The sequence below is a fragment of the Kitasatospora griseola genome, from assembly GCF_014648555.1.
GTDB lineage: Bacteria > Actinomycetota > Actinomycetes > Streptomycetales > Streptomycetaceae > Kitasatospora > Kitasatospora griseola.
Genome location: NZ_BMRI01000031.1, coordinates 6,688 through 27,111, shown reverse-complemented (window position 1 = coordinate 27,111; position 20,424 = coordinate 6,688). Strand labels below are relative to the sequence as shown.

Sequence of the window (20,424 nt, the reverse complement as noted above, 5' to 3'; positions counted from 1 at the left end):
CGGCGAGCTCGGCGAATCGTTCCGCGAGGTCGCCGTCCGGCCCGACCGTCCAGCAGTGCAGGGCGGACGCCCGCTCGGCGGGGTCGTCGGTGGCCGTGACCCGCGGCCCGGCCAGTCGCCACGCCCGGTGCACTGGCGTGTGCTCGGCCGCCGTGCGGTCGGCGTCCGAGAACTGGCGTGCCAGCTCCTCGTCGAACTCCTTGCCGTCCGCGAGCGCCTCCCGGCGGGCCTCCGCCTGCGCGAGTTCCGCCCGCTGCCCGGCGTCCGCGACCCGGACGGCGGCCGCATGCTCCAGGGCAAGGCCGACCGCCGACGGATCGGCGTGCACCAGGACGGCCGGGTCGGCCAGCAGGTCGTCGACCGGGGTCGAGGTCCGGACGGCGTGCCGCAGCACCAGGTCGAGCCGGGCGGCGTCCTGCGGGCCGGGCTGCTCAGGGAGGAGGTTCTGCCGGATCGACAGGTGGTCGAGGCCCGACCGGGCGAGCCGCTCGGCGAAGGCGTCCGGCCAGACCCGGTACCGCCCGTCCGGATCGGCCGGCAGCAGCAGGTCGACCGCCTCGTGCACCGCGAACGGGCCGAGGCTGCCGGGCAGTTCGCCCCACAGCTCGGTGTCGAGACCGCCCCGGACCGAGGCCAGCACCACCACGGGGGCCCGGACGAGTTCGGGCAGCGACTCCCACCAGGTCTCGGCGAGCGCCTCCGCCTTCCGCGCGGGCGTGGCCGCCGGGTCCAGCAGCACCCCGTCCCCGGTGCGGGCGGCCAGCAGCGCCAGCGCGGGCGACGGGTAGACCTCCGCCGGGAGTTGACGCTCCGACAGGGCGGTCGCCCACCGGGTGAAGGCGTCCAGGTCGGTCCACTGCGGCTGGTCCAGGTCGAGCACGGCGGCGGGCACGTCGAGCGCCGCCGAGGCCGGAGTGTCGGAGGCGCACTCCACCACCAGCCGCAGCCACGGCACCCGCAGCAGCGGCCGCAGCACCTCCGCGGCGATGCGCTGCGCTGCATCCGACAGCCGGCCGGCGCCCGCCCGGTCGAGATCGGTCACCACCAGGACGCGCGGCGCCCCGTCGATCAGCGCCGCGACCAACTCGTCCGGGTCGGCCGCCGACACGCCAAGCAGCGCGGCGAGCCGCCAGACGAACGTGTCCACCGTCAACTCGGCGGCGGACAGCAGCACATCGGTCCGCCGACGCGGGTGCGGACTGTCCGCCGGGCACGCGGCGGCCAGCCAGTGCAGCAGGTGGCTGCGGCCACTGCCGCTCGACCCGGCGATCCGGCACAGCCGGGGCGCCTGCGGATCCTCCAACCACCCCAGCAGCGCCCGCCCGGCCGGGCGCCGCCCGGCGTGCAGCGGCGGCAGCGGCGCCGCGCCGTCCCCGACCGGCTGCTCCGGCAGCGGGGCGCCGTAGCGCGGGTTGGGCCGGAACCGCAGCGGACGACCGTGGGCGTCGACCTGCCAGGCCCCCTCCACCGCCTCCACCGGCACCGACCCGTCCGGGTCGTGGCCCTCGTCGGCCTTGAACAACCAGCCTCCGCGCCGCACCGCCTCCGCGCACTGCTCCCGCGTCATCCGCGGAAACGGCCGGTACCCGGGCGGCGCGACCGTCGGCGTGTGCTCCTCCGCCGTCGGCGCTGCGCCCTGCTCGTTTGGGGCGATCAGCTCGCTGGTCCAGTCCGCACCCATACAGTCCTCCCCCGTTGCGACTTCTGTTCGGTGTCGAGGTACACCTTGCCATCGCCCGGGGCATCGCGGCAGCGGCCCGTCACTTGTCACCGTCGACACCGCGCCCCGCCCGGGGTCCGGCCCCGCCGCCGATGCTCGACGCCCCGTCAGGCGCGGGCCCGGGACTTCCGGAAGGCCAAGTCGGTCAGCACGAGGCCGACCAGCATGATCGCGGTGCCGATCGCCCACAGCGGAGCGCCCCCGGCCCGTTCGGGAGAAGCTCCACGAGAACATGCCTCGCCCGGGAAGAGCCGTGGCCCATGGGAAAGTTGATGTTTCGTCAGGATCATGGAACCGGCCGGACCGGTGCGATCGTCCGTCCACGCATGAACGACAACACGTTAGGACGACGAGGTCTGCTGCGTACGGCGGTCGCGGGCGCGGCCCTGCTGCCGATGGCCGGCGCGGGTGTCGCCGCCGGGGCCGGGACGGCGGCCGCGACCGAGCCCGGACCGGCGCCGGGCGGAGGCGGCGAGACGGTCTACACCTGGCTCGGCACCACCGGTTGGCGGATCGAGGGCAACGGGAAGACCGTGCTGTTCGACCCGTACATCACGCGGTTCCCGACCGACGGCTTCAACCCGAAGACCCGGCTGACCGTGGCCCCCAAGCTGATCGACCGCCACATCGGCACCCCGGACCTGGTGCTGGTCAGCCACTGCCACTGGGACCACTTCAACGACGTCCCGTACATCGCAAAGAGCCGGGGCGTGCAGGTGGTCGGAACGGCCACCACCTGCTTCCTGCTCCGGGCGATGGGGGTCGACCCGGACCAGCTGATCGTGGTGAAGGGCGGCGAGTACCTCGCCTTCGACGGGTTCACCGTCCAGGTGGCAGCCAGCCTGCACAGCCGCAACGCCAAGCACCAGTACTGGGTGCCCGGCACGCTCACCGGCCCGACCGCCACCGCGCCGCGCACCATCGGCGACCTCCCGGAGGGCGACACCCTCGCCTTCCAGGTCCGCCTCGGCGACGGCCCGTCCGCGCTGCTGACCGGCGCCAGCGACTTCGTCGAGCAGCACTACGTCGGGCTGAAGCCCGACATCGCCATGATCTCGACGGAGAGCACCGCTCACAGCGTCCACCGCTATGTGCCGCGGATCCTCAAGGCCCTCGACAACCCTCGCACGGTGATCCCCGTGCACTGGGACACCTTCGAGAGCCCGCTCACCGACCCCGCCGTCCAGGACACCGCCATGGACCTGGACGGCCTGATCGCCCAGACCCGTGAACTGTCGCCCGAGACCCGCCTGATCCGCCCCGAGCACCTGACCCCGCTCCGCCTGCGGGCCTGACCGACCCTCCCCGCCGAACCCACCCGGCGCGGCGGGGAGCCACCGCTCCGGGTGGGGCCGTGCCCTCCTTCGCCCCGGCCCTGCTGAACCACCGCGACTCGACGGGACGGGGCCGGCGCCGAGGCTCGTCGACCGCCCCGACACCCCTGTCCCGACGTCAACTATGGTGTGCAGACGCCACGGTGGATCCACCCACCGCCGGAACGACACCATCAGGGGGACCCATGACCGATGCCGCACTCCACACCCCGGCGACCATCCCGGCCGGCATCGCGACCGAGCGGCTGATCCTGCGCCCGTTCACCGTGGACGACACCGACGACCGGTACGCCTACCAGGCGCTGCCCGAGGTCGTCCGCTACCTCTACCGCCCGGCGCTCACCCGCGAGGGCTGCGAGGAGTCCATCCGCGCCCGCGCCCACGCCGGCTGGAGCGCCGACGGGGACAGCCTCCTGTGGGCCGTCTGCCGTGCCGATCAGCCCGGCGTCCTCGGCGAGGTCGTCGTCATCCTCACCAACGCCCGCGCCCGCCAGGCCGAGATCGGCTGGGTCTTCAACCCGGAGTACGCCGGCCAGGGCTACGCCACCGAAGCCGCCCGCGCCCTCGCCGCAACTGCCTTCGAATCCCTGGGAGTTCACCGCCTCTTCGCTCGGCTCGACGCCCTCAACACCGCCTCCGCCCGGGTCTGCGAGCGCCTCGGCATGCGCCTGGAGGCCCACCTGATCGAGAGCGACCTCGACGGCGACCGCTGGGGCAACGAGTGCGTCTACGCCATGCTCGCCCGGGAGTGGAAGGCCTGACCCCACCGCCGCGAACCGACCCCCTGGGCGGCCGACGCGATCGACGTCGCGTCGGCCCGGCCGTCGGGCGGGCGGACGTGCGGAACCTGGCGGAACCGGGCGGGACGTCGGCGGTGCGGCGCCGCATGCTGTCGTGCACCTGGGGTGCTCCACCCAAGCGGCCTACCTATTCGTGACCGATTCCCTCCGCCCGGCCGCTGCGTAGCGTCATGGACGTCAGCCCGACCCCGACCCTTTGGGAGCGCCACGATGCCCGCCTACGCCCTGGCCCAGGTCCACGCCGTCGAGCCCTGCCCCGACACCGTCGAGTACCTCCGGCGGATCGACGCCACGCTCGACGCGTTCGGTGGCCGATTCCTGGTCCATCGTGGCAAGTTCGAGACGGTGGAGGGGAGTTGGGGAAAGATGGGGCTGATCCTGATCGAGTTCCCCGATTATCGGCAGGCCCGCGCCTGGTACGACTCGCCCGCCTATCAGGACATCCTGCACCTGCGCACCCGCCACATGACGGCCGACGCGATCCTCGTCGAGGGCGTCCCCGCCGGCTACCGGGCCGAGCGCTCCCTCGCCGAGCACTGAGCGCCTCCCGACGGCGTCGAGCGCGGTGCTCGTCGGGTCCGCCGGAACGCGAAGGCGCCCGGCGGGTGGAATACCCGCCGGGCGCCCGGTTCGAAGTCAGCCCTTGGACCTGGGCCCCTCAGCCGAGGTCAGAGCGCTCAGAAGCTCGCGCCGGAGTCGGTGAACGAGCCGGAGACGCCCTCGTCGCCCGCGAACACCCAGCCGGCGATGTGGTCGACGCCGTGCGGGGAGACGACGGAGGCGACGACCGCCTCGCCGGCGCCCTCCTCGTTCGCGATGAACTGGGCCTCGGCGAAGTGGGCCTCGGGGCCCTCGTGGAAGCCTTCGTGAGCGGAGGCGAGTCCGGCGCAGCCGATCACGAGGGGGGCGGCGAGGGCAGTGACGGCCAGGACACGCTTGACAGCACGCATGGAAATTCTCCTCCGAGTAGTTCGGTTTTGCGGCGGGGCCTGTGGTGACCCCGACGACTCCAGGAGGACATGGGAACCGGGAGCCTGCAACGGGGCTGTGCGTCCGTCTGGAGCTGACGAGCCGTCATGAACCCTTGTCCCGCAGGAGAAAGATCAGATCGTATGTTCACCCTTGGGTGGCTGCTCCAGCGGTGCAGCGGAGGCGGATCACGGCTGCCGGCGTCGCCTGCCGGGTCGATCGGGCGGTGGGTCCGGTTCGGCCGTGCGTGTGTTGGCAGCCGGGCGAGTCTGACGTGTCGTCAGAAATGCCTTGATGTGCGGTGGGTGAGGATTCGGGCCTGTCGGTCGCCGCGCCTCGTCCTGGCCGGTCCGGGCGGGCGGCTCCGGTCGCGCGGCGCAGCCGGCGGATGCGATGGCTCGGTGCGGTGGCGGGTGGGGCGAGGGGCGGTCCGCTGGGCCGGTCGGGGTCGCGCAGGTGGCCGCCTCGTCGGACATGTGGTCGGCCGGTCCGATGGTGCTGCGGGTGTCGTCGGCCCGCCACGCCCCCGGGGCCGCGATGCGGCGAGCGGGGTCGGCGGCGGCAGCACTCCTGATCTCCCATCAGGACCTCATGATTCCGGCGGGACTGATGCCCGGTCGGCATCCCGGGCTGGCGCATCCGAGGGATTCCCTAGGACCACAGATAGTACAAACTGATAACTCTTGGTAGTGGCTGCACATAGTCAAGGGCATGACGAGACATTTCCGCGGACCGGGGCGGCTCAGATCCCGCACGGCCCGCTTCATCAGCGCCGCAGCCACCCTCGGCCTGGTCGGCACAGGTCTGGCCGCCACCCTCGGCGCCCAGGCCATCGGCCCCGCCCCCCACCGTGCTGCCGCTGCGCCGGAGCGGGTCCTGGCCACCGGTTCCCCGCTGCTCCAGGAGGACTTCACCGGTGCGACTGCGGACCCGAGATTCGTCGCCGTGGGCTCGGCCTGTCTCACCGGCGGACCCGTCACGACGCCCCTCCCGCCGGACGGCCGCCAGCTGACCGGCTGTCCGCTCCCGGAGATCGGTCCGGTGCCGCCGCTGGACAGCGCACCGTTCGGCTACCTGAGGATCACCGATGCCGCCAACGACCAGAACGGCGCGGTGCTGTTCGACCAGGCGCTGCCGGCCGGCAACGGCCTGGACGTGACCTTCGACCAGTGGCAGTACGGCAGCACCACACCCGCCACCCCGGCCGACGGCATCTCGTTCTTCCTGGTCAACGGTGATGTCTCGCTCGCACACCCGGGGGCGTTCGGCGGCAGCCTCGGCTACGCGCAGAAGCTGCCCGACGACAACCCCAACCTGGCCATCCTGCCCGGCGTCGACCGGGGCTACCTCGGTGTCGGGCTCGACGTCCTCGGCAACTACTTCGGCGACTGGGAGCACCGCGGCAACGGCTGCACCACCCGTTCCCCCGCCGGAACGGCCTTCCACGTCCCGGCTCCCGGCCCCAACATGGTCACCGTTCGCGGCCCCGGCCACGACGAGGACGGCTACTGCTTCCTCACCGCGACGACCAGCAACTTCTCGACCACCGGCCCCTGGCCGTCGACGCTTCCGGGCCAACTGCAGGGCCCGCTGACCTTCCTGCCGCCCGACGTGACGCCGGCCCAGGCCCAGGCGCTGCTGGAGCCGTCACGCCGCCGGGTCAACGTCCACCTGACCCCGGCCCCGACCCCGGTGCTGACCGTCACCGTCGACTTCAACGACGGCACCGGCCCGCACCAGGTCCTCCAGACCCCGGCGCCCCAACCCGTCCCCTCGACCTACAAGTTCGGCTTCGCCGGCTCGACGGGCCTGTTCACCGACGTGCACCTGATCCGCAACGTGGTGATCAACACCGACGAGCCGCTGCCAGAACTCAACCTGGTCAAGCAGGCCCACCAGCCCCTGCCCGCGAACCTGACGGTCGGCAGCAAGATCCCGTACGACTTCGTCGTCACCAACTCCGGCAACGTCCCGATCGACAACCTCGCGGTCAACGACCCGAAGGTGGGCCCGGTCAGCTGCCCGGTGAGCGTGCTGCAACCCGGTGGGACGGTCACCTGCACCTCGACCTACACCGTCACCGCGGCGGACGCGGCCGCGGGCCACGTCGCCAACACGGCCCAGGCCACCGGTACGGCGGGCGGCGACCCGGTGACCTCGCCGCCCGCGTCCGAGGACGTCCCGCTGGTGGCCCCGCCGAGCATCGACGTCCTCAAGCACGTGGACGAGCCCGGCCCGTTCCACGTGGGCGACACCGTCCACTACACGTACACCGTGAGCAACACCGGCGGCACGCAGCTGGACAACGTCTCCGTGACGGACGACAAGGTCACCGGCATCACCTGCGACTCCTCGACCCTCGCCCCCCGAGGATCTCCCGGAGACCGCACACAGTGCCACGGCACCTACGTGATCACCGCCGCCGACGCGGACGCGGGCCAGGTCACCAACCACGCGGTCGCACACGGCATCGCCGACGACCAGCCGGTCACCTCCCCGGAGACACAGGCCACCGTCGAGGTCGTCGGCCCGTCGTCCCTGTCCCTCGCCAAGGCGGCGGACACGGCAGGCCCCGTCCACGTCGGCCAGACCGTCAACTACACGTACACGGTGACCAACACCGGGCAGACGGTGCTCGACCAGGTCCTGGTCACGGACGACCACGCGACGCCGGTCACCTGCAACGCGACGACCCTGAACCCCGGCGCGAGCACCACCTGCCACGCCGCGTACGTGGTGACCGCCGCCGACCTGGCGCTCGGCCACCTCACCAACAGGGCCGAGGCAGCCGCCACGAACCCGGACGGGGACACGGTTCTGAGTCCGCCGGCCGAGGTGAGGCTGCCCGTGGCGGGCGAGGCGCGGCTCGGCATCGAGAAGACGGCGGACTCCGCGGGTCCGTTCCGGCTGGGCGAGACCGTCAACTACACGTACACCGTCACCAACACGGGCACGCTGGCCATTCACGGCGTCACGGTCACGGACGACCACGTGGCCGGTGTGACGTGTGACGCGACGACGCTGAACCCGGGCGCGAGCACGCTCTGCCACGGCTCCTACGTCATCACGGCGGCGGACGTGCAGGCCGGTCACGTGACGAACACCGCGCACGCGAACGGCATCGACCCGGACGGCGAACCGGTGGCGAGCCCGCCCGACGACGCCACGGTCACCGTCGTGGGCGAGGCGGTGCTGTCGATCGAGAAGACCGCGGACAGCGCCGGCCCGTTCCACGTGGGCGACACCGTGCACTACACGTACACCGTCACCAACACCGGTACCAGGGTGATCAACGGCGTCACGGTCGCGGATGACCACGTGGCCGGTGTGACGTGTGACGCGACGACGCTGAACCCCGGTGCGAGCACCCTCTGCCACGGCTCCTACGTCATCACCGCGGCGGACGCAGCAGTGGGGCACGTGACCAACACGGCGCACGCGAACGGCACCGACCCCGAGGGGCGGCCGGTGCAGAGCCCGCCCGACGACGCCACGGTCACCGTCGTGGGCGAGGCGCACCTGTCGATCGAGAAGAAGGCCGACAGCGCGGGCCCGTTCCACGTCGGTGACACGGTCCACTACACGTACACCGTCAAGAACACCGGCACCGTCGCCGTCCACGACATCGCCGTCGTGGACGACCACGTCACCACCGTGACGTGCGACGCGACGACGCTGAACCCGGGTCAGAGCACGCTGTGCCACGGCACCTACGTGATCACTGCCGCGGACGTGGCGGCGGGCCACGTGCTGAACAAGGCTCATGCGTCGGGCAAGGACCCCGAGGGTCGTGCGGTGGAGAGCCCGCCGGGCGAGGCGGACATCCCGGTGGTGGGCGAGGCCAAGCTGTCCATCGTGAAGAAGGCCGACGCCGCGGGCCCGTTCCGGGTGGGTGACACGGTGCGGTACACGTACACCGTCACCAACACGGGCGCAGTCGCCGTCCACGGCATCGCGGTCTCGGACGACCATGTGGCGTCGGTGACCTGCGACGCGACGACCCTGAACCCGGGCGCCCGCACGGTGTGTCACGGCTCGTACGTGATCACCGAGGACGACGTCGAGGCCGGGCACGTGACCAACAAGGCCCGTGCGAGCGGTGTGGACCCGGAAGGCGATCCGGTGGAGAGCCCGCCGGGCGAGGCGACGGTGGAGACCACTTCGGGTGCGTCGTCGCTGTCGATCACGAAGCAGTCCGACGTGTCGGGCTCCGCGCAGGTGGGCGACACCGTGACGTACACGTACATGGTGACGAACACCGGGACGACGGTGCTGACGGACATCGCTGTTGCTGATGACCGGGTCGCGCAGGTCACCTGCGACGCGCGGACGTTGAACCCAGGTGAGAGCACGACCTGTCACGGGACGTACGTCGTCACGGCGGAGGACGCGAAGGTCGGCCACGTGATCAACACGGCGACGGCCTCGGGTCGTGACCCGCAGGGGCAGTTGGTGGAGAGCCGGCCGGTGTCGCTGTGCGTGACGGTGTCGGAGTGCCCGGAGAAGGAGAAGGGCGAGGGCTGCGTGAAGGTTCCTCGTCCGACGGCGCCGCCGAAGCACGGCGGCGGTGGGGGCGGTCACCTGCCGGACACGGGTTCGCCTGCGGGTCTCGCCGCGGTGGGCCTGGCCGGTGGCGGGCTGCTGACGCTGGGCGGAGTGCTGCTCTACCGGGCACGGCGCCGCGCGAACGCGGACCGGTTCGTGGGGTAACGCCCGCAGAATCACCGCTTGTTCAGTGCGGACCGCCCTCGGGGCCTTCGGGCTTCGGGGGCGGTCCCCTGCCATTCTCGTGCGGGCGGTCCGGCCTGGGGAATGTGTGTGCGGGCGCTGGTTGTTGCCTCGGCTTGTCGGTGCCGGTCTGTGGCCCGTCGTGTGCTGTTTTTCGGTGTCAAAGTGCGGGGTGTGGTGGGCGGGGGAGTGCCTCCGCTGTCGTGGGGCGGGTTTCCGGTACAGATGTTTCCGTGGAAAGGCAGTGGTCCTTGTGGTTGTCGACCTTGAGAAGTACTTCGCGCGCATTGGATGGGACGGTGGTCGGGCGCCGACGCTCGAAACCTTCCGCTCCCTGCACCGCGCGCACGTCATAGGCATCCCGTTCGAGAATCTGGACGTCGTCGCGGGCGGGGTGCCGTCGTTGGACCTCGACGATCTCCAGGCCAAGCTGGTCGAGTCGTCGCGGGGCGGCTACTGCTTCGAGCACAACAGCCTGTTCGGCGCTGTTCTGGAGCAGTTGGGCTTCCAGGTGACCCGCCTTTCGGGCCGAGTGCGGTACGGCGCGCGGCCGGGGGAGGAGCGTCCCCGGACACACATGGTGCTGGCCGTCGAGATACCGGGCGTCCCGGGCCGGTACCTCGCGGACGTCGGCTTCGGTGGTCTCGGCGCACTGCTGGAACCGCTGCCGATGGTCCCGGGCCAGGTGAACGAGGCCGGCGGACGCCGCCACCGCCTGGTGGTGGAGGAGACGGAGGGCTGGGCGCCGGTGTGGGTGATGCAGGCGTTCCGGGGCGGGGTGTGGGAGGACCAGACCGCCTTCACTCTCGACCGGGTGCCGGTCCCGGACCTCAAGCTGGGCAACTGGTTCACGGCCACCCACCCGCGCTCACCCTTCCACCGACTCTTCGTCCAGCGGACCTTCGCCACGGGGCACCACCTGCTGCTCGACACGAAGACCGTCACCCGGACCGGACCCGACGGAGCCGTCCACCACGAGCAGATCGAAGACGCCGACGAGCTGCTCCGCCTGCTGGAGTCCGACTTCGGCATCGCCCCACCGACCGGCCTCCGCCTGCCGGCCGACGTGGCCTGAACCGGTCCCGGCCTGTTGGACGGGGCGGCATGCTGACGGTCCGTCGGCCTGGGGGCGTGACGCCTTGACGGACCGTCGGTGGTCGCCGACGGGGGTGCCCTGGCGATCGTTGGGCTGGGTGATGTCGGCGAGTCGGTGACCGGCGCGGCCCTGCCGGACGACCAGGCTGTTCGTCGCTGACCCCGCCCGGAGCGTGAGCGTCCGTCAGCGACGGGCTCTGGTCGAGGTCCACGACGGCTCGACCACGCTGCCTCGGTGGGGGTCGTCCTGGGCTCGGCCGGGCCTGAGAAGCCGTGAAGACCGACGGGCGGGCCGGCGAGCAGGCCGACCACTCCGGCGACCCCGAGGCCCAGGCCGACCTGCTCGATCGGCAGGCCGATCACCCGCAGGGCGTACAGCGGCGCCGTGGCCAGGAAGGCCGCAGTGCCGAGCTGGTTGATGAAGCCTCCGAGGGCCAGTCTGCGCTGGGGTCCGGACTCGAGGAGTAACCCTCGGCGCACCAGCCAAGGCCGGCGGTCCGGGGCGGTGTCCTCCTGGCAGTCATCGGGGGACAGCGTGCTGGTCCGACTCACGTGCTACTCCTGAATGTCGATCACGGTGGGCGGGGACGGACGGCGCGGCGCGGTGCCCGGGAGCGAGCCGCGCGTCGAACGCCTCGGCGAACCCCGGCGAGGGGTTCAGCCGGAGTCGCCGCCATCGATCCGCTCACGGCGACACCGGTCTGCGGATCACGGCTTCAAGATCATTGCAGGAGAGCATGCTCGCTGCTCCCGTATCTGGCGATCCGTCAACAACGGGCCCGATCCGCGGTCGGGCTGCCGCCACCGTCCGTCCGGGCCGGGCGGTGCGGAGGCATGCTCGGACCCGCCTCTCACCCGGGTTCCCGGGGCCTCTACCGTGGCGGTATGCGCACCGACCTTCGCTCCTGGGACGTTCTGTTGATCGGCGGCGCCTCGGGTGTCGGCAAGAGCCGCGCCGCTGCCGGCCTCGCTGCCGCCCACGGTGCGTTCACCGTCGAATTCGACGACGTGGTGGCCGCGCTCCAGGCGGCCACGACACCGGCGACCCACCCCGCACTGCACCAGTTCGCGGCCTACCGGGACCCGGAGGCGGAGCTGGGCCTCGACCGTGTTCTGGATCTGCAGATCGCCACCGCTCACGCCCTGGACGAGGCCCTGCTCGGTGTCGTGCGCAACCGCTTGAGCGTGGACGTGCCCGCCATCGTGGAGGGCGACTACCTCACCCCTCGCGCCGCCGTACGGGCCGCGGCCGAAGCCGCCGCCCACCGCCGCCGCCTGCACACGGTCTTCCTGCACGAGGGCGACCCCGCGCGCATCGGCGCCAACTACGCCCACCGCGAGCCCGACCTGGGCCCCCAGCCCGCCCGGGCCCAGGTCAGCGCCCGCTACTCCCACTGGCTCGCCGACCAGGCCCGCGTCCACCGCCTGCCCGTGGTCGACTGCCACCCCTACGACACCCTCCCGCAGCGCCTGGCCGCCGCCCTGACCTGACCGGCCCGCGACGGCCTGGGCGCAGCCCGCTTCGTGGCCGGGCCGTCAGGCGTTCTCCCCGGCCTGCAGCAGGCGGCGGATCGAGTCCGCCATCGCGACCACGAACGCGTCCCGCTGCTCCCGGGGGACGACGTCCAGCGACAGGTACGGGTTGAGGTCCTCCAGCTCCACGAGCAGCAGTTCCCCGTCAGTGGTGCGGCAGGCGTCCACCCGTTGGATGCCATGGTCGAGGGTGTTCCAGTCGATGAACCGGCGGGCGAAGGCCAGGTCGGCCTGCGTCGCCGGGTAGGGCGTCAACTCCCAGCGGCGGGCCGGATCCGGTGCGTGGAGGGCGTACTGGAAGGCGTCGTCGACGAAGTAGAACGACACCTCGTAGCGGAAGTCGACCAGCGGCTGGACGAGCAGCTCCTGCGAGCCCGCTCGCTCCAGGTCGGCCAGCTCCGCGCGGTCCACGACGGACAGGCCGATCGAGTCGGCGCCGGCGGCCGGCTTCACCACGTACCGCTCGGCGCGCGGCAGCAGGTGGGCGTCGGCCGGCCGGTCGACGGTGGGTATGACCGGGAATCCGGCCCGGGTCAGCTCCACCAGGTAGCCCTTGCCGGCCATGTCGCCGCGGCCCGTCAACGGGTTGTAGACGCGGGTGGCGCGCGCACCGGCCTGCCGGCGGAACTCCTCGAACGCCTCCCGGTAGTACAGCACCGGCCCGCTGTTGCGCACGACGACCGCGTCGAAGCGGTCCATCAACGCGACCGCGTCCCGCGGATGGCACAGCGCCAGATCGAAGTCCTCGCGCAGTCGCGAGGACAGGAGGATGTCCTCGTCGCAGTACCGGCGTCCCTGCGCCGGATATGCGAGATCGGTGACGAACAGAATGCCGGAACGCTCGCGCACGACGCAGTCCTCTCCCGGTGGGCGAGCGGCCACTCTACGGGGCGACCCCACCGCGGCCCCGACCGGATCGACGCCGGTGGCTGGTCACGCCGGTGGGCTGCCCTCCTGAGCGGGCTGCTGGACCTGGAGGACCGCGCCGCGGACGGATCGCACGTCCGGGCACCCGAGCATCGGCGGCCTACGCGTAGCGCTCGAACAGAGCGTGGAGGTACTCCTCGAGTCTGCTGCCCAGAAGGGTGGGGCTCAGGTCTGTCCGGCCGAGCTCGCGCCAGGGGACGGCGACCTTCTCCGCGTCCGGAGCGAAAGCCAGGGCGTCGAGGACCCGCCAGTACAGGTGCGCCGCGCGCTGCTCGGCGAGGTGCCCGCCCGCGGCGAGGTAGCGGTCCGCGAAGGCCATCCCGAGGGGGACGCCGTGGAGCAGGGACAGGGCCGTCGAGCAGTGGGCCACATCGAGGTCGGCCGGTCCCCACGAGGTCTCCACCCAGTCGACCACACCGCTGATGCGGAGGTCGTCGCCCCGACCGTCGAAGAGGACGTTGCCCGGATGGAAGTCCCGGTGCAGGAAGCAGGAGTTGTGAGCGGGCGGGTCCTGCCGGATGACATCGACGGCGCGCTGCCAGAGCTCGGGCCGCAGCGTGTCCTGAGGGAGCGTCACCCGCTCCGGCGACGTCCAGGCCTGCCAGGCCCGCGGCCTCGCGTCGCGCGGGACCTCGACCTGATGGATGCGCACCAACTGCCCGGCCAGCAGATCGGCCCGGCGTTCGGCGTCCCGGTCGTCCAGGCGGACGGCCCCGGACAGCAAGGACATCAGCAGGGACGGGTGGTCGCAGTACGTCGCGGTCGCGTCCACGTCCAGGAGCGTGGCCGCAGGCACGTCCGTGGCCCCGAGCAGACGCAGGATCGCGGCTTCGCGGGACAGCAGACCGTCCGCGTGCTGGACGAAGAAGGGCTTCACGAAGGACCGCAGCACCAGGTCCCGTCGGCCGCCCGGCCCCTCGACGCGGAGCCTGCGCATCTCCGAGGTCCAACCGCCGCGCAGCCGCTCGTCGCCCGCTATCCGCTCCCCATCGGCGAGTTGACACTCCACCCACGCTCGCGTGGCGCCCCAGCCCTGCACCCCGGGATCGCCGTCGAGTCGCTCTCCGCCCCCACGTTCGGTCACGCCGGAAGGCTATCGGAACCGTGGACGACGCATCCTCCGGGCCCGGTGATCCACCCGCATGAGCACAGGCACTCGTCCACGTGGTTCCCGGTGTTCCGCGGCAGAATTGACCCTGGGTTTCAGGTCGGAATTGACCTGCCCGGCAGGCCATTTGGGGCTTTAGGCTCATGGTCATGACGATCGAGAACCTGCCCGTGACCATGCCCGCGCTGCTGACCCGCCGTACCGACGCCGAGACCTGCGCCGATCCGAGCAGCGTGATGACCCTGCTCGGCGAGTCGGATGCCGCGCTCGGCGGGTTCACCAGCTACCGCTCCAGTTTCGCCGCCGGTGCGCCGGGGGCGCCGGCGCACTTCCACACGAAGGCGACGGAGCTGTTCTTCGTGCTCGGCGGTTCGCTGCGGGTGCTGGTGGACGATCAGGTCACCGTTCTGAACGCGGGCGACTTCCTGGCGGTGCCGCCGCACACCCCGCACGCCTTCGCGGCCGCGCCGGGCGTGGAAGCCGACGTCCTGTTCGTCTTCACCCCGGGCCTGGGACGGTTCGACTACCTGCGTCTGCTCGGCCGGGTCATGCGCGGCGAGGCCGATCCGAAGGAGATCGCCGAGTCCGCGGAACGCTTCGACAACCACTACGTGGACAGCCCCGTCTGGCGCGCCGCCCTGGAGGCCTCTGCCTGAGCGGTCGCGGACCGCGTCGCAGGCCGCGTCGCCGGTCGGGGTGTGGGGCGGGTTCGGTGGCGGCCCGTGTGTGCGGGCCGGTTGGCAGGATGTCGATGCAATTAGGCATTTCCGCCAGCTCCGCCGGCCGGTTTCCCCGCGCAGAATGCACAGCAGAGCCGGCCGTGCGGCTCCTGAACGGAGAGATCCCCTGTGCGCTTCCTCGACTCCGCCTCCTTCACCGCCGAACGCCCGTGGGGCGCGCTCGACCTGGCCGAGCTGGACGACGCGACCGTCCGGCTGCACTGGACGGACCAGCCCTACCGGTGGCACGTCAACGACGGGCCGGAGGTGTTCGTCGTCCTCGACGGCGCCGTCGACATGCACTACCGCGTAGGCGGCGTCGAACGGGTCGAACACCTCACCCCGGGCCGGGTGTGCTGCGTCGAGCGGGGCGACGAACACGTGGCCCACCCCGCCCCGGAGGCCCGCATCCTGGTCATCGAGAAGCGCGACAGCGACTGACCGGCGGCCGGACTGCTTGCCCTGGCGGGTCGGTATCCTGCGGTGGCTGTTGGCCAACGACCCTCCCTGTCAGGCGAATTGACGGCGGGTCGGGCAAGGCGACACCGGTGCCTTGCTGCGTGCCCGCCCATCTCGCACGCGGCCAGGTGCGCCCGAGCGGTGACCTGTCGACGACGCAGGCCGCATACTCTCAACTCCGCGCCTCGCCATCCGAAGAAGCCCCGCCGACTGGTCGCCGACGGGCACGTGTACCTGTGGGTCCTCCGGCACCACCACCGTCCGCCGCAGGACGGCCGGTCCACGGAGTGCCGCGAGATCCTCACGCTGTACCCGCAGCCGACCGGCACCGGCGGCCCGCTGCACATCGTCTTCACCGAAGGCCCTGGCCGGTACGTCCCGGGCGGCTTCCCCACGGGATCGGGCGACGTGGGCGACGTCCGGGGCAACTCCCTCAATCTTCACGAACCGGGCGCGGTCCGAGCTCTGCTCGACGCTGCTGTCACCCGCGGGTGGCAGCCCCAGGAACCACTGGGGGTGGAGATCGACGGCTGGTGCCTGCTGGCGGCAGCAGCGGCCGCACGCATCAGGAACACGTTGAACCGTCCGGTCGGACTTCAGTGAGACTCGTCAGCCGGAATGCCTTTCGCCCGGCCGGAGTTGGAGAAGCGGGCCGATCCGTCCAACTCCTGGAGCAGCGCTGGTTGAACCTCGCCGCTCTCCGGCTGCCCGATTTCCGTGACGAGTGCCATGGCGCGGGCGATGCCGGGGCGGTGGGGGAGAGCGACGAGGAACTGCTGCGCGAGGCGACGGTCGCGGCGACCGACATCGTGATCGCCTCCCCGCTGTACTGGTACTCCGTCTCCGCCCACACCAAGCGCTACCGCGACTACTGGAGCAAGTGGCTGCGCACCCCGGGCCCCGACTTCCGGGCGAAGATGGCCGGCCGCACCCTCTGGGGCGTCACCGCCATGGCGCATGCCGGGGAGGGGGCGGCCGAGCCGCTGGTCCTGACCCTCCACCACACCGCGGCCTACCTGGGCATGCGTTTCGGCGGCGTCCTGCTGGGCCACGGCACCCGCCCCGGCCAGGTCCTCGCCGACGAGGACGCCGTACTGCGCGCCAAGACCTTCTTCACCCAGTCCCCGCCCCAGGCGCGTTTTCCCTGGGCCTCCTGACCCGCCGCCACCCACCCGTCCTTCCCGGCCCCGACCGTCGGCGGTGCGTCAGTGCCGTTCGGGCCCGGCCTCACAGTCCGAGAGCCAACCCTGCGGTCACGCCCGCGGCCACGAGGAGCGTGGCGTTGAGCGCGATCCGGCGGTCCCCGCCCGTCAGGTGGACGGCGATCGCACCGCCCTGCAGGAGCACGAACCCGACGGCCGCGGCCGGCGCCAGCGCGGGGGCGATGCCGGTCGACGGGGGAAGGACCAGGCCGGCCGCGCCGAGTACCTCGACCACGCCCAGCGCCCGGAGGGCCGGCAGTGGCACCCGGTCGACCCAGGCCATCATCGGCCGGAGCCGATCACGGCCGCGGACCGCCTTCAACGTGCCGGCATAGACGTAGAAGGCCGCGAGCAGTCCCGCAACGACCCCATAGGCAATGTTCATGACTCCCCTTCACAACTCCCTTTCATGACTTCCGCTCACAGTCCCTCCCCGCGGCTGCCGTTCGCGGCCCGCCACTCTCCTTCGGCAGCCGGCTCGGTCGCGTACCGGCTCATCGCGTCGGCGTTGACCTGCGGTGTCAGCGGCCGTCCGTCGGCGAGCGTCTGCTGCAGATCGCGGAAGTACTGCACGTACAGGTCGGGTGTGAACGTGCTGAGGAGGACGGCCGGTTGGTCGGTCGTGTTGGCGAAGGTGTGCGGGGTGCCGGGCGGGGCCATCACCAGGGTGCCTGCGGTGGCGTCGTGGCTCTCGGCTCCGACAGTGAACCGCACGGTGCCGGACAGAATGTAGAAGCCCTCGTCGTGTCGGGCGTGGCGGTGTTGCGGCGGTCCTTGGGTGTGGGGGGCCAGGACGGATTCGGCGATGGCGAGGCGGTGTTCGGTGTGGCTGCCGTCCTCCAGGATGCGCATGCGCGTGGTGCCCAGGGCGATGGTCTCGCCGTCGCCGGGGCGCACCACCGATACGGCGGGACGGTCGGTTCGCGGTTCGCGGTTCGCGGTTCTTCGTTTCGTCGGTCATGTCCACGAGTCCACCGCCGGGAGCCCGCGGCTGTCCAAGACCTGTTCCGTCGGGCCGATACCCCGCGGATATCGTGGCAGCGTGGAGCTACGGACCTTGCGGTACTTCGTGGCGGTCGCCGAGGAACTCCACTTCGGCCGGGCCGCCACCCGACTGCACATCAGCCAGCCGCCGCTGAGCCGGGCGATCAGGCAGCTGGAGGGGGAGGTCGGCGCGCCGCTGCTGATCCGCTCGCCGGCCGGCGTCGCCCTCACCCCGGCCGGTGCGGTACTCCTCGACGAAGCCCGGGCGCTGCTCGGGCGCGCCGACCGCGTCCGGGCGCGGGTGGACGCGGCGGCGGGGGCCGCGAGGCTCACCGTGGGCATTCTGGACGACGGCGCGGACCCGGCCGCGGCCGCGCTGGCGGCCGCCTTCCGCCGGAGCCATCCAGGTCTCGACATCCGCGTCCGTGACACCGACCTCGCCGATCCGACGTGCGGCCTGCGCGCCGGTCTGGTCGACGTCGCGCTGACCCGCGCGCCCTTCGACGAGACCGCCCTGACGGTGCGTACGCTGCGCACCGACCCGGTCGGCGTGCTCCTGCGCACCGACGATCCCCTCGCCCGCCGGGGCGGGTTGCGGCTCGCCGAGCTGGGCGGCCGCCGCTGGTTCCGGTTCCCCGAAGGCACCGATCCCGCCTGGCAGTCCTACTGGGGCGGCGGCGAGCCGCGCGAAGGCCCGATCGTGCGCGCCGTCCACGAGTGCCTGCAGAGCGTCCTGTGGAACGCCACGGTGGGCCTGGTCCCGCTCGGGCACCGGCTGCCGCCCGAGCTGACCGCGGTCCCGCTGGTCGACATGCCGCCCAGCCGGGTGGTGGCGGTGTGGAACGAGGGCGACAGCAACCCGCTGATCCGGTCCCTCGTCGACACCGCGATCGCCGCCTACCGCCGCCGCTGACCACCTGCGGCCTGCCCCCGCCGTGCCATTCACGACGGGCGCGGTATGCACCGCGCAGGGTCAGAGCCGGAACGGGTTCGCGTTGCGCGCCGCCAGCAGGAACCAGGCCGTGGCCCCCGTGTGCAGCGACGCGTCGTACAGGTCGCCCATCCCTGTGTCCAGGCCGCAGCCGTCCTGGTTGGGCGCCTCGCGCTGCGCCCGTTCCAGGCTGTCGACGAAGGCGGCGACGGTCGGCGCGTCCGAGGCGCGGCCGCGCAGGTTGAGGGCGGTCAGCACCTGGACGGTGCCTTCGAGGCACACCTCGGTGCGGTCCGCGCCGTTGAACGCCATGCCCTGGTAGGGGCCGTCCTGGGCGGTGTGGTCGGCCAGGGCCCAGTCCAGCACCCGGGAGTGGTCGGGGCTCAGGGTGGCGAGGTAGCTCCACGCCTGGATGCCGGCGGGCACTGCCTCGTCGGCGCGGCGACGGCCGTGACAACCGAGGGCGCGTCGGCGCTCGCGGGACGTGCGTTCAAGCAGCTCGGCGGCCGGGCGCTCGGCAAGATCGGTGGCCGGCTCGGCGGCTGCAAGAACCGACTCGCGGGGCCGTGTCTCGCCGCTGTGGTCGCGCGCCGTCGTCCCGCTCGGCCGGGTCGACGTCTGCTGGATCGGCTCCGGCTAGGGACCCCGGTCCGGCTCGACGCCGACGTGGCGATCGCCACTGCCCAGGCCGACGCGGCCGTGACGGCCGCCCGGCGGACAGCCTCCGTCCACCTGGCGGGCCGTCATTTGTATATGGTGCCCGGCTCCGGGGCGCCCGGGGCGAGGAGCTGCCCGACGGTGACGAAGGTGTAGCCCCGGCCGGCGAGCGCGTCGAGGATGGCGGGCAGCGCGGGAACGGTTCCCTTGTGCAGCGGGTGCAGCAGGACGATGCCGTCGCGCGCGGCGCCGTCCAGGACCCGCTTGGTGATCAGCGCGGTGTCCTCGGTCGCGTAGTCCTGCGCGGTCACCGTCCACAGCACCTGGGCCATGCCGAGTTCCCGCGAGATCTTCGAGACCCGGTCGTCCGTGCGGCCCTCCGGCGGACGCATCAGGGTGGGCCGCTGCCCGGTGACCTCCGCGATGGCGTCCGCGGTCCGGACGAGTTCCTCCCGCACCTCCGCGTCGGGCACCTCGGTCAGCCGCGGGTGGTTCCAGGTATGGTCGCCGATCTCGTGCCCCTCCCGGGCGATGCGCCGCACCACGTCGGGGTACGCGTGGATGTTCCGCCCCTCCAGGAAGAACGTCGCCGGGGCCCGGTGCTGCGCCAGCAGGTCCATCACCCGCTCGGTCGGCTCGCCCGGACTGCCGTCGAACGTCAACGCGATGCACTTGCGCTGGGAGCAGTCCACCAGCCCCGCCGCCGGTCCTGCCTTCGCCCGCTTCCGGGCCTGGCCCGGATCGACCGTGACCATGGCGAAACTGCGGATGACCACCACCGTGACCAGCGCCGCGACGGCCAACACCGCCACGCACAGCACGACGTAGAACCTCGGTCCCCTCTTCGCCGACCTCATGGGGCGAACCCTACATTCACCTTTTCGTCCGCTTTCACGGGCCCGGACGCGGTGGGGCCGGCCCGGTGACGCCCCGCCGGCCCGGGAGCTACCGCCGGGGCCGGGACGGTGTGCCGGGACCTGGGACTGTCCCAGCACGTTTGCGCAGGTGGCGGCGCTTCGTGCTACTGGCAGCCAGGTGCTGGGGGTTGCGGCCGGCGGGGTCTTGTCCGATATCCCGACGAACCGCATGCGAAGCGTGGTTGGTGTCCGGTACGTTGCACGAAGGTGTGCCGGGAAGCCTGGTCGGCGAACAAGGGACAGTTGTGTCCGCGGGCCGGTCCGGGGGTGGTGTGTGGCGCTCGATGCGGTGTTCGCCGACCCGTCGTCGGCCCGGCCGTGGCTGTGGACCCGCCGCCTCC

The 20,424-nt window shown here is 72.2% G+C and carries 19 protein-coding genes and 1 pseudogene; 12 read left to right on the top strand and 8 right to left on the bottom strand.

Annotated features, from left to right (window positions below; genetic code table 11):
• Positions 1-1,681, bottom strand: a pseudogene (locus tag IEZ12_RS28845) (hypothetical protein); the annotation flags it as partial.
• Between the two features lie 365 nt (positions 1,682-2,046).
• Between IEZ12_RS28845 and IEZ12_RS28840 the strand changes: the two are divergent.
• The 3 genes from IEZ12_RS28840 (at position 2,047) to IEZ12_RS28830 (ending at position 4,394) form a co-directional block, all read left to right on the top strand.
• Positions 2,047-3,015 carry an MBL fold metallo-hydrolase gene (locus IEZ12_RS28840; RefSeq protein WP_189276012.1) on the top strand — a complete coding sequence of 323 codons (969 nt, stop codon included), beginning with the start codon at positions 2,047-2,049 and terminating at the stop codon, positions 3,013-3,015.
• A 224-nt stretch (positions 3,016-3,239) separates the two neighbouring features.
• The gene (locus IEZ12_RS28835) at positions 3,240-3,815 is read left to right on the top strand and encodes a GNAT family N-acetyltransferase (RefSeq protein ID WP_189276010.1); all 576 of its coding nucleotides are present in this window, start codon (positions 3,240-3,242) and stop codon (positions 3,813-3,815) included.
• A gap of 249 nt (positions 3,816-4,064) precedes the next feature.
• A complete protein-coding gene (locus tag IEZ12_RS28830; protein ID WP_189276008.1) occupies positions 4,065-4,394 on the top strand; it encodes a DUF1330 domain-containing protein in 330 nt (109 codons plus the stop codon).
• A 137-nt stretch (positions 4,395-4,531) separates the two neighbouring features.
• Here the strand turns inward: IEZ12_RS28830 and IEZ12_RS28825 are convergent, their stop codons facing one another.
• On the bottom strand, positions 4,532-4,804 hold the full coding sequence (locus IEZ12_RS28825) for a hypothetical protein (protein WP_189276006.1): 273 nt from the start codon (positions 4,802-4,804) through the stop codon (positions 4,532-4,534).
• A gap of 730 nt (positions 4,805-5,534) precedes the next feature.
• On the opposite strand from IEZ12_RS28825, the gene IEZ12_RS28820 reads away from it, so the two are divergent.
• From IEZ12_RS28820 to IEZ12_RS28805, 4 genes are all read left to right on the top strand, one after another.
• A complete protein-coding gene (locus IEZ12_RS28820) occupies positions 5,535-9,533 on the top strand; it encodes a CLIPPER-2 domain-containing protein (protein WP_189276004.1) in 3,999 nt (1,332 codons plus the stop codon).
• Positions 9,534-9,804: 271 nt separating this feature from the next.
• Positions 9,805-10,626: an arylamine N-acetyltransferase family protein gene (locus IEZ12_RS28815; protein WP_189276116.1), complete on the top strand. Its 822-nt coding sequence runs from the start codon at positions 9,805-9,807 to the stop codon at positions 10,624-10,626.
• Between the two features lie 293 nt (positions 10,627-10,919).
• Positions 10,920-11,114 carry a hypothetical protein gene (locus IEZ12_RS28810; protein WP_189276002.1) on the top strand — a complete coding sequence of 65 codons (195 nt, stop codon included), beginning with the start codon at positions 10,920-10,922 and terminating at the stop codon, positions 11,112-11,114.
• A gap of 417 nt (positions 11,115-11,531) precedes the next feature.
• Positions 11,532-12,137 carry an AAA family ATPase gene (locus tag IEZ12_RS28805; RefSeq protein WP_189276000.1) on the top strand — a complete coding sequence of 202 codons (606 nt, stop codon included), beginning with the start codon at positions 11,532-11,534 and terminating at the stop codon, positions 12,135-12,137.
• Between the two features lie 45 nt (positions 12,138-12,182).
• Here IEZ12_RS28805 and IEZ12_RS28800 read toward each other — a convergent pair whose 3' ends face one another.
• Positions 12,183-13,028: an ATP-grasp domain-containing protein gene (locus IEZ12_RS28800; RefSeq protein WP_189275998.1), complete on the bottom strand. Its 846-nt coding sequence runs from the start codon at positions 13,026-13,028 to the stop codon at positions 12,183-12,185.
• 178 nt (positions 13,029-13,206) lie between these two features.
• Entirely contained in the window at positions 13,207-14,190 is a 984-nt protein-coding gene (locus tag IEZ12_RS28795; protein ID WP_229848222.1) for a phosphotransferase family protein, read from the bottom strand.
• A 173-nt stretch (positions 14,191-14,363) separates the two neighbouring features.
• Here IEZ12_RS28795 and IEZ12_RS28790 point away from each other — a divergent pair, with 173 nt between their 5' ends.
• The 4 genes from IEZ12_RS28790 to IEZ12_RS28775 all read left to right on the top strand — a co-directional run bounded on the left by IEZ12_RS28790 (position 14,364) and on the right by IEZ12_RS28775 (position 16,549).
• Complete coding sequence (locus tag IEZ12_RS28790; RefSeq protein WP_189275996.1) at positions 14,364-14,870, top strand: cupin domain-containing protein; 507 nt, start codon at positions 14,364-14,366, stop codon at positions 14,868-14,870.
• Positions 14,871-15,062: 192 nt separating this feature from the next.
• Entirely contained in the window at positions 15,063-15,374 is a 312-nt protein-coding gene (locus IEZ12_RS28785) for a cupin domain-containing protein (protein WP_189275994.1), read from the top strand.
• 159 nt (positions 15,375-15,533) lie between these two features.
• Positions 15,534-15,995 (top strand): hypothetical protein, encoded by a 462-nt coding sequence (locus tag IEZ12_RS28780; protein WP_373295542.1) that lies wholly within the window; start codon positions 15,534-15,536, stop codon positions 15,993-15,995.
• Positions 15,884-16,549 carry a flavodoxin family protein gene (locus IEZ12_RS28775; protein WP_373295541.1) on the top strand — a complete coding sequence of 222 codons (666 nt, stop codon included), beginning with the start codon at positions 15,884-15,886 and terminating at the stop codon, positions 16,547-16,549. Before IEZ12_RS28780 ends, IEZ12_RS28775 begins: the two co-directional genes overlap by 112 nt.
• A 70-nt stretch (positions 16,550-16,619) precedes the next feature.
• Here the strand turns inward: IEZ12_RS28775 and IEZ12_RS28770 are convergent, their stop codons facing one another.
• Both IEZ12_RS28770 and IEZ12_RS28765 read right to left on the bottom strand, forming a co-directional pair.
• Positions 16,620-16,979 carry a DoxX family protein gene (locus tag IEZ12_RS28770; protein WP_189275990.1) on the bottom strand — a complete coding sequence of 120 codons (360 nt, stop codon included), beginning with the start codon at positions 16,977-16,979 and terminating at the stop codon, positions 16,620-16,622.
• Positions 16,980-17,014: 35 nt separating this feature from the next.
• On the bottom strand, positions 17,015-17,494 hold the full coding sequence (locus tag IEZ12_RS28765) for a cupin domain-containing protein (protein WP_189275988.1): 480 nt from the start codon (positions 17,492-17,494) through the stop codon (positions 17,015-17,017).
• 157 nt (positions 17,495-17,651) lie between these two features.
• Here IEZ12_RS28765 and IEZ12_RS28760 point away from each other — a divergent pair, with 157 nt between their 5' ends.
• Entirely contained in the window at positions 17,652-18,491 is an 840-nt protein-coding gene (locus IEZ12_RS28760; protein WP_229848252.1) for a LysR family transcriptional regulator, read from the top strand.
• A 60-nt stretch (positions 18,492-18,551) separates the two neighbouring features.
• Here IEZ12_RS28760 and IEZ12_RS28755 read toward each other — a convergent pair whose 3' ends face one another.
• Together IEZ12_RS28755 and IEZ12_RS28750 are read right to left on the bottom strand one after the other, a co-directional pair.
• A complete protein-coding gene (locus IEZ12_RS28755; RefSeq protein WP_189275984.1) occupies positions 18,552-18,935 on the bottom strand; it encodes a hypothetical protein in 384 nt (127 codons plus the stop codon).
• 317 nt (positions 18,936-19,252) lie between these two features.
• The gene (locus tag IEZ12_RS28750) at positions 19,253-20,023 is read right to left on the bottom strand and encodes a polysaccharide deacetylase family protein (RefSeq protein WP_189275982.1); all 771 of its coding nucleotides are present in this window, start codon (positions 20,021-20,023) and stop codon (positions 19,253-19,255) included.
• Positions 20,024-20,424 lie beyond the last annotated feature (401 nt).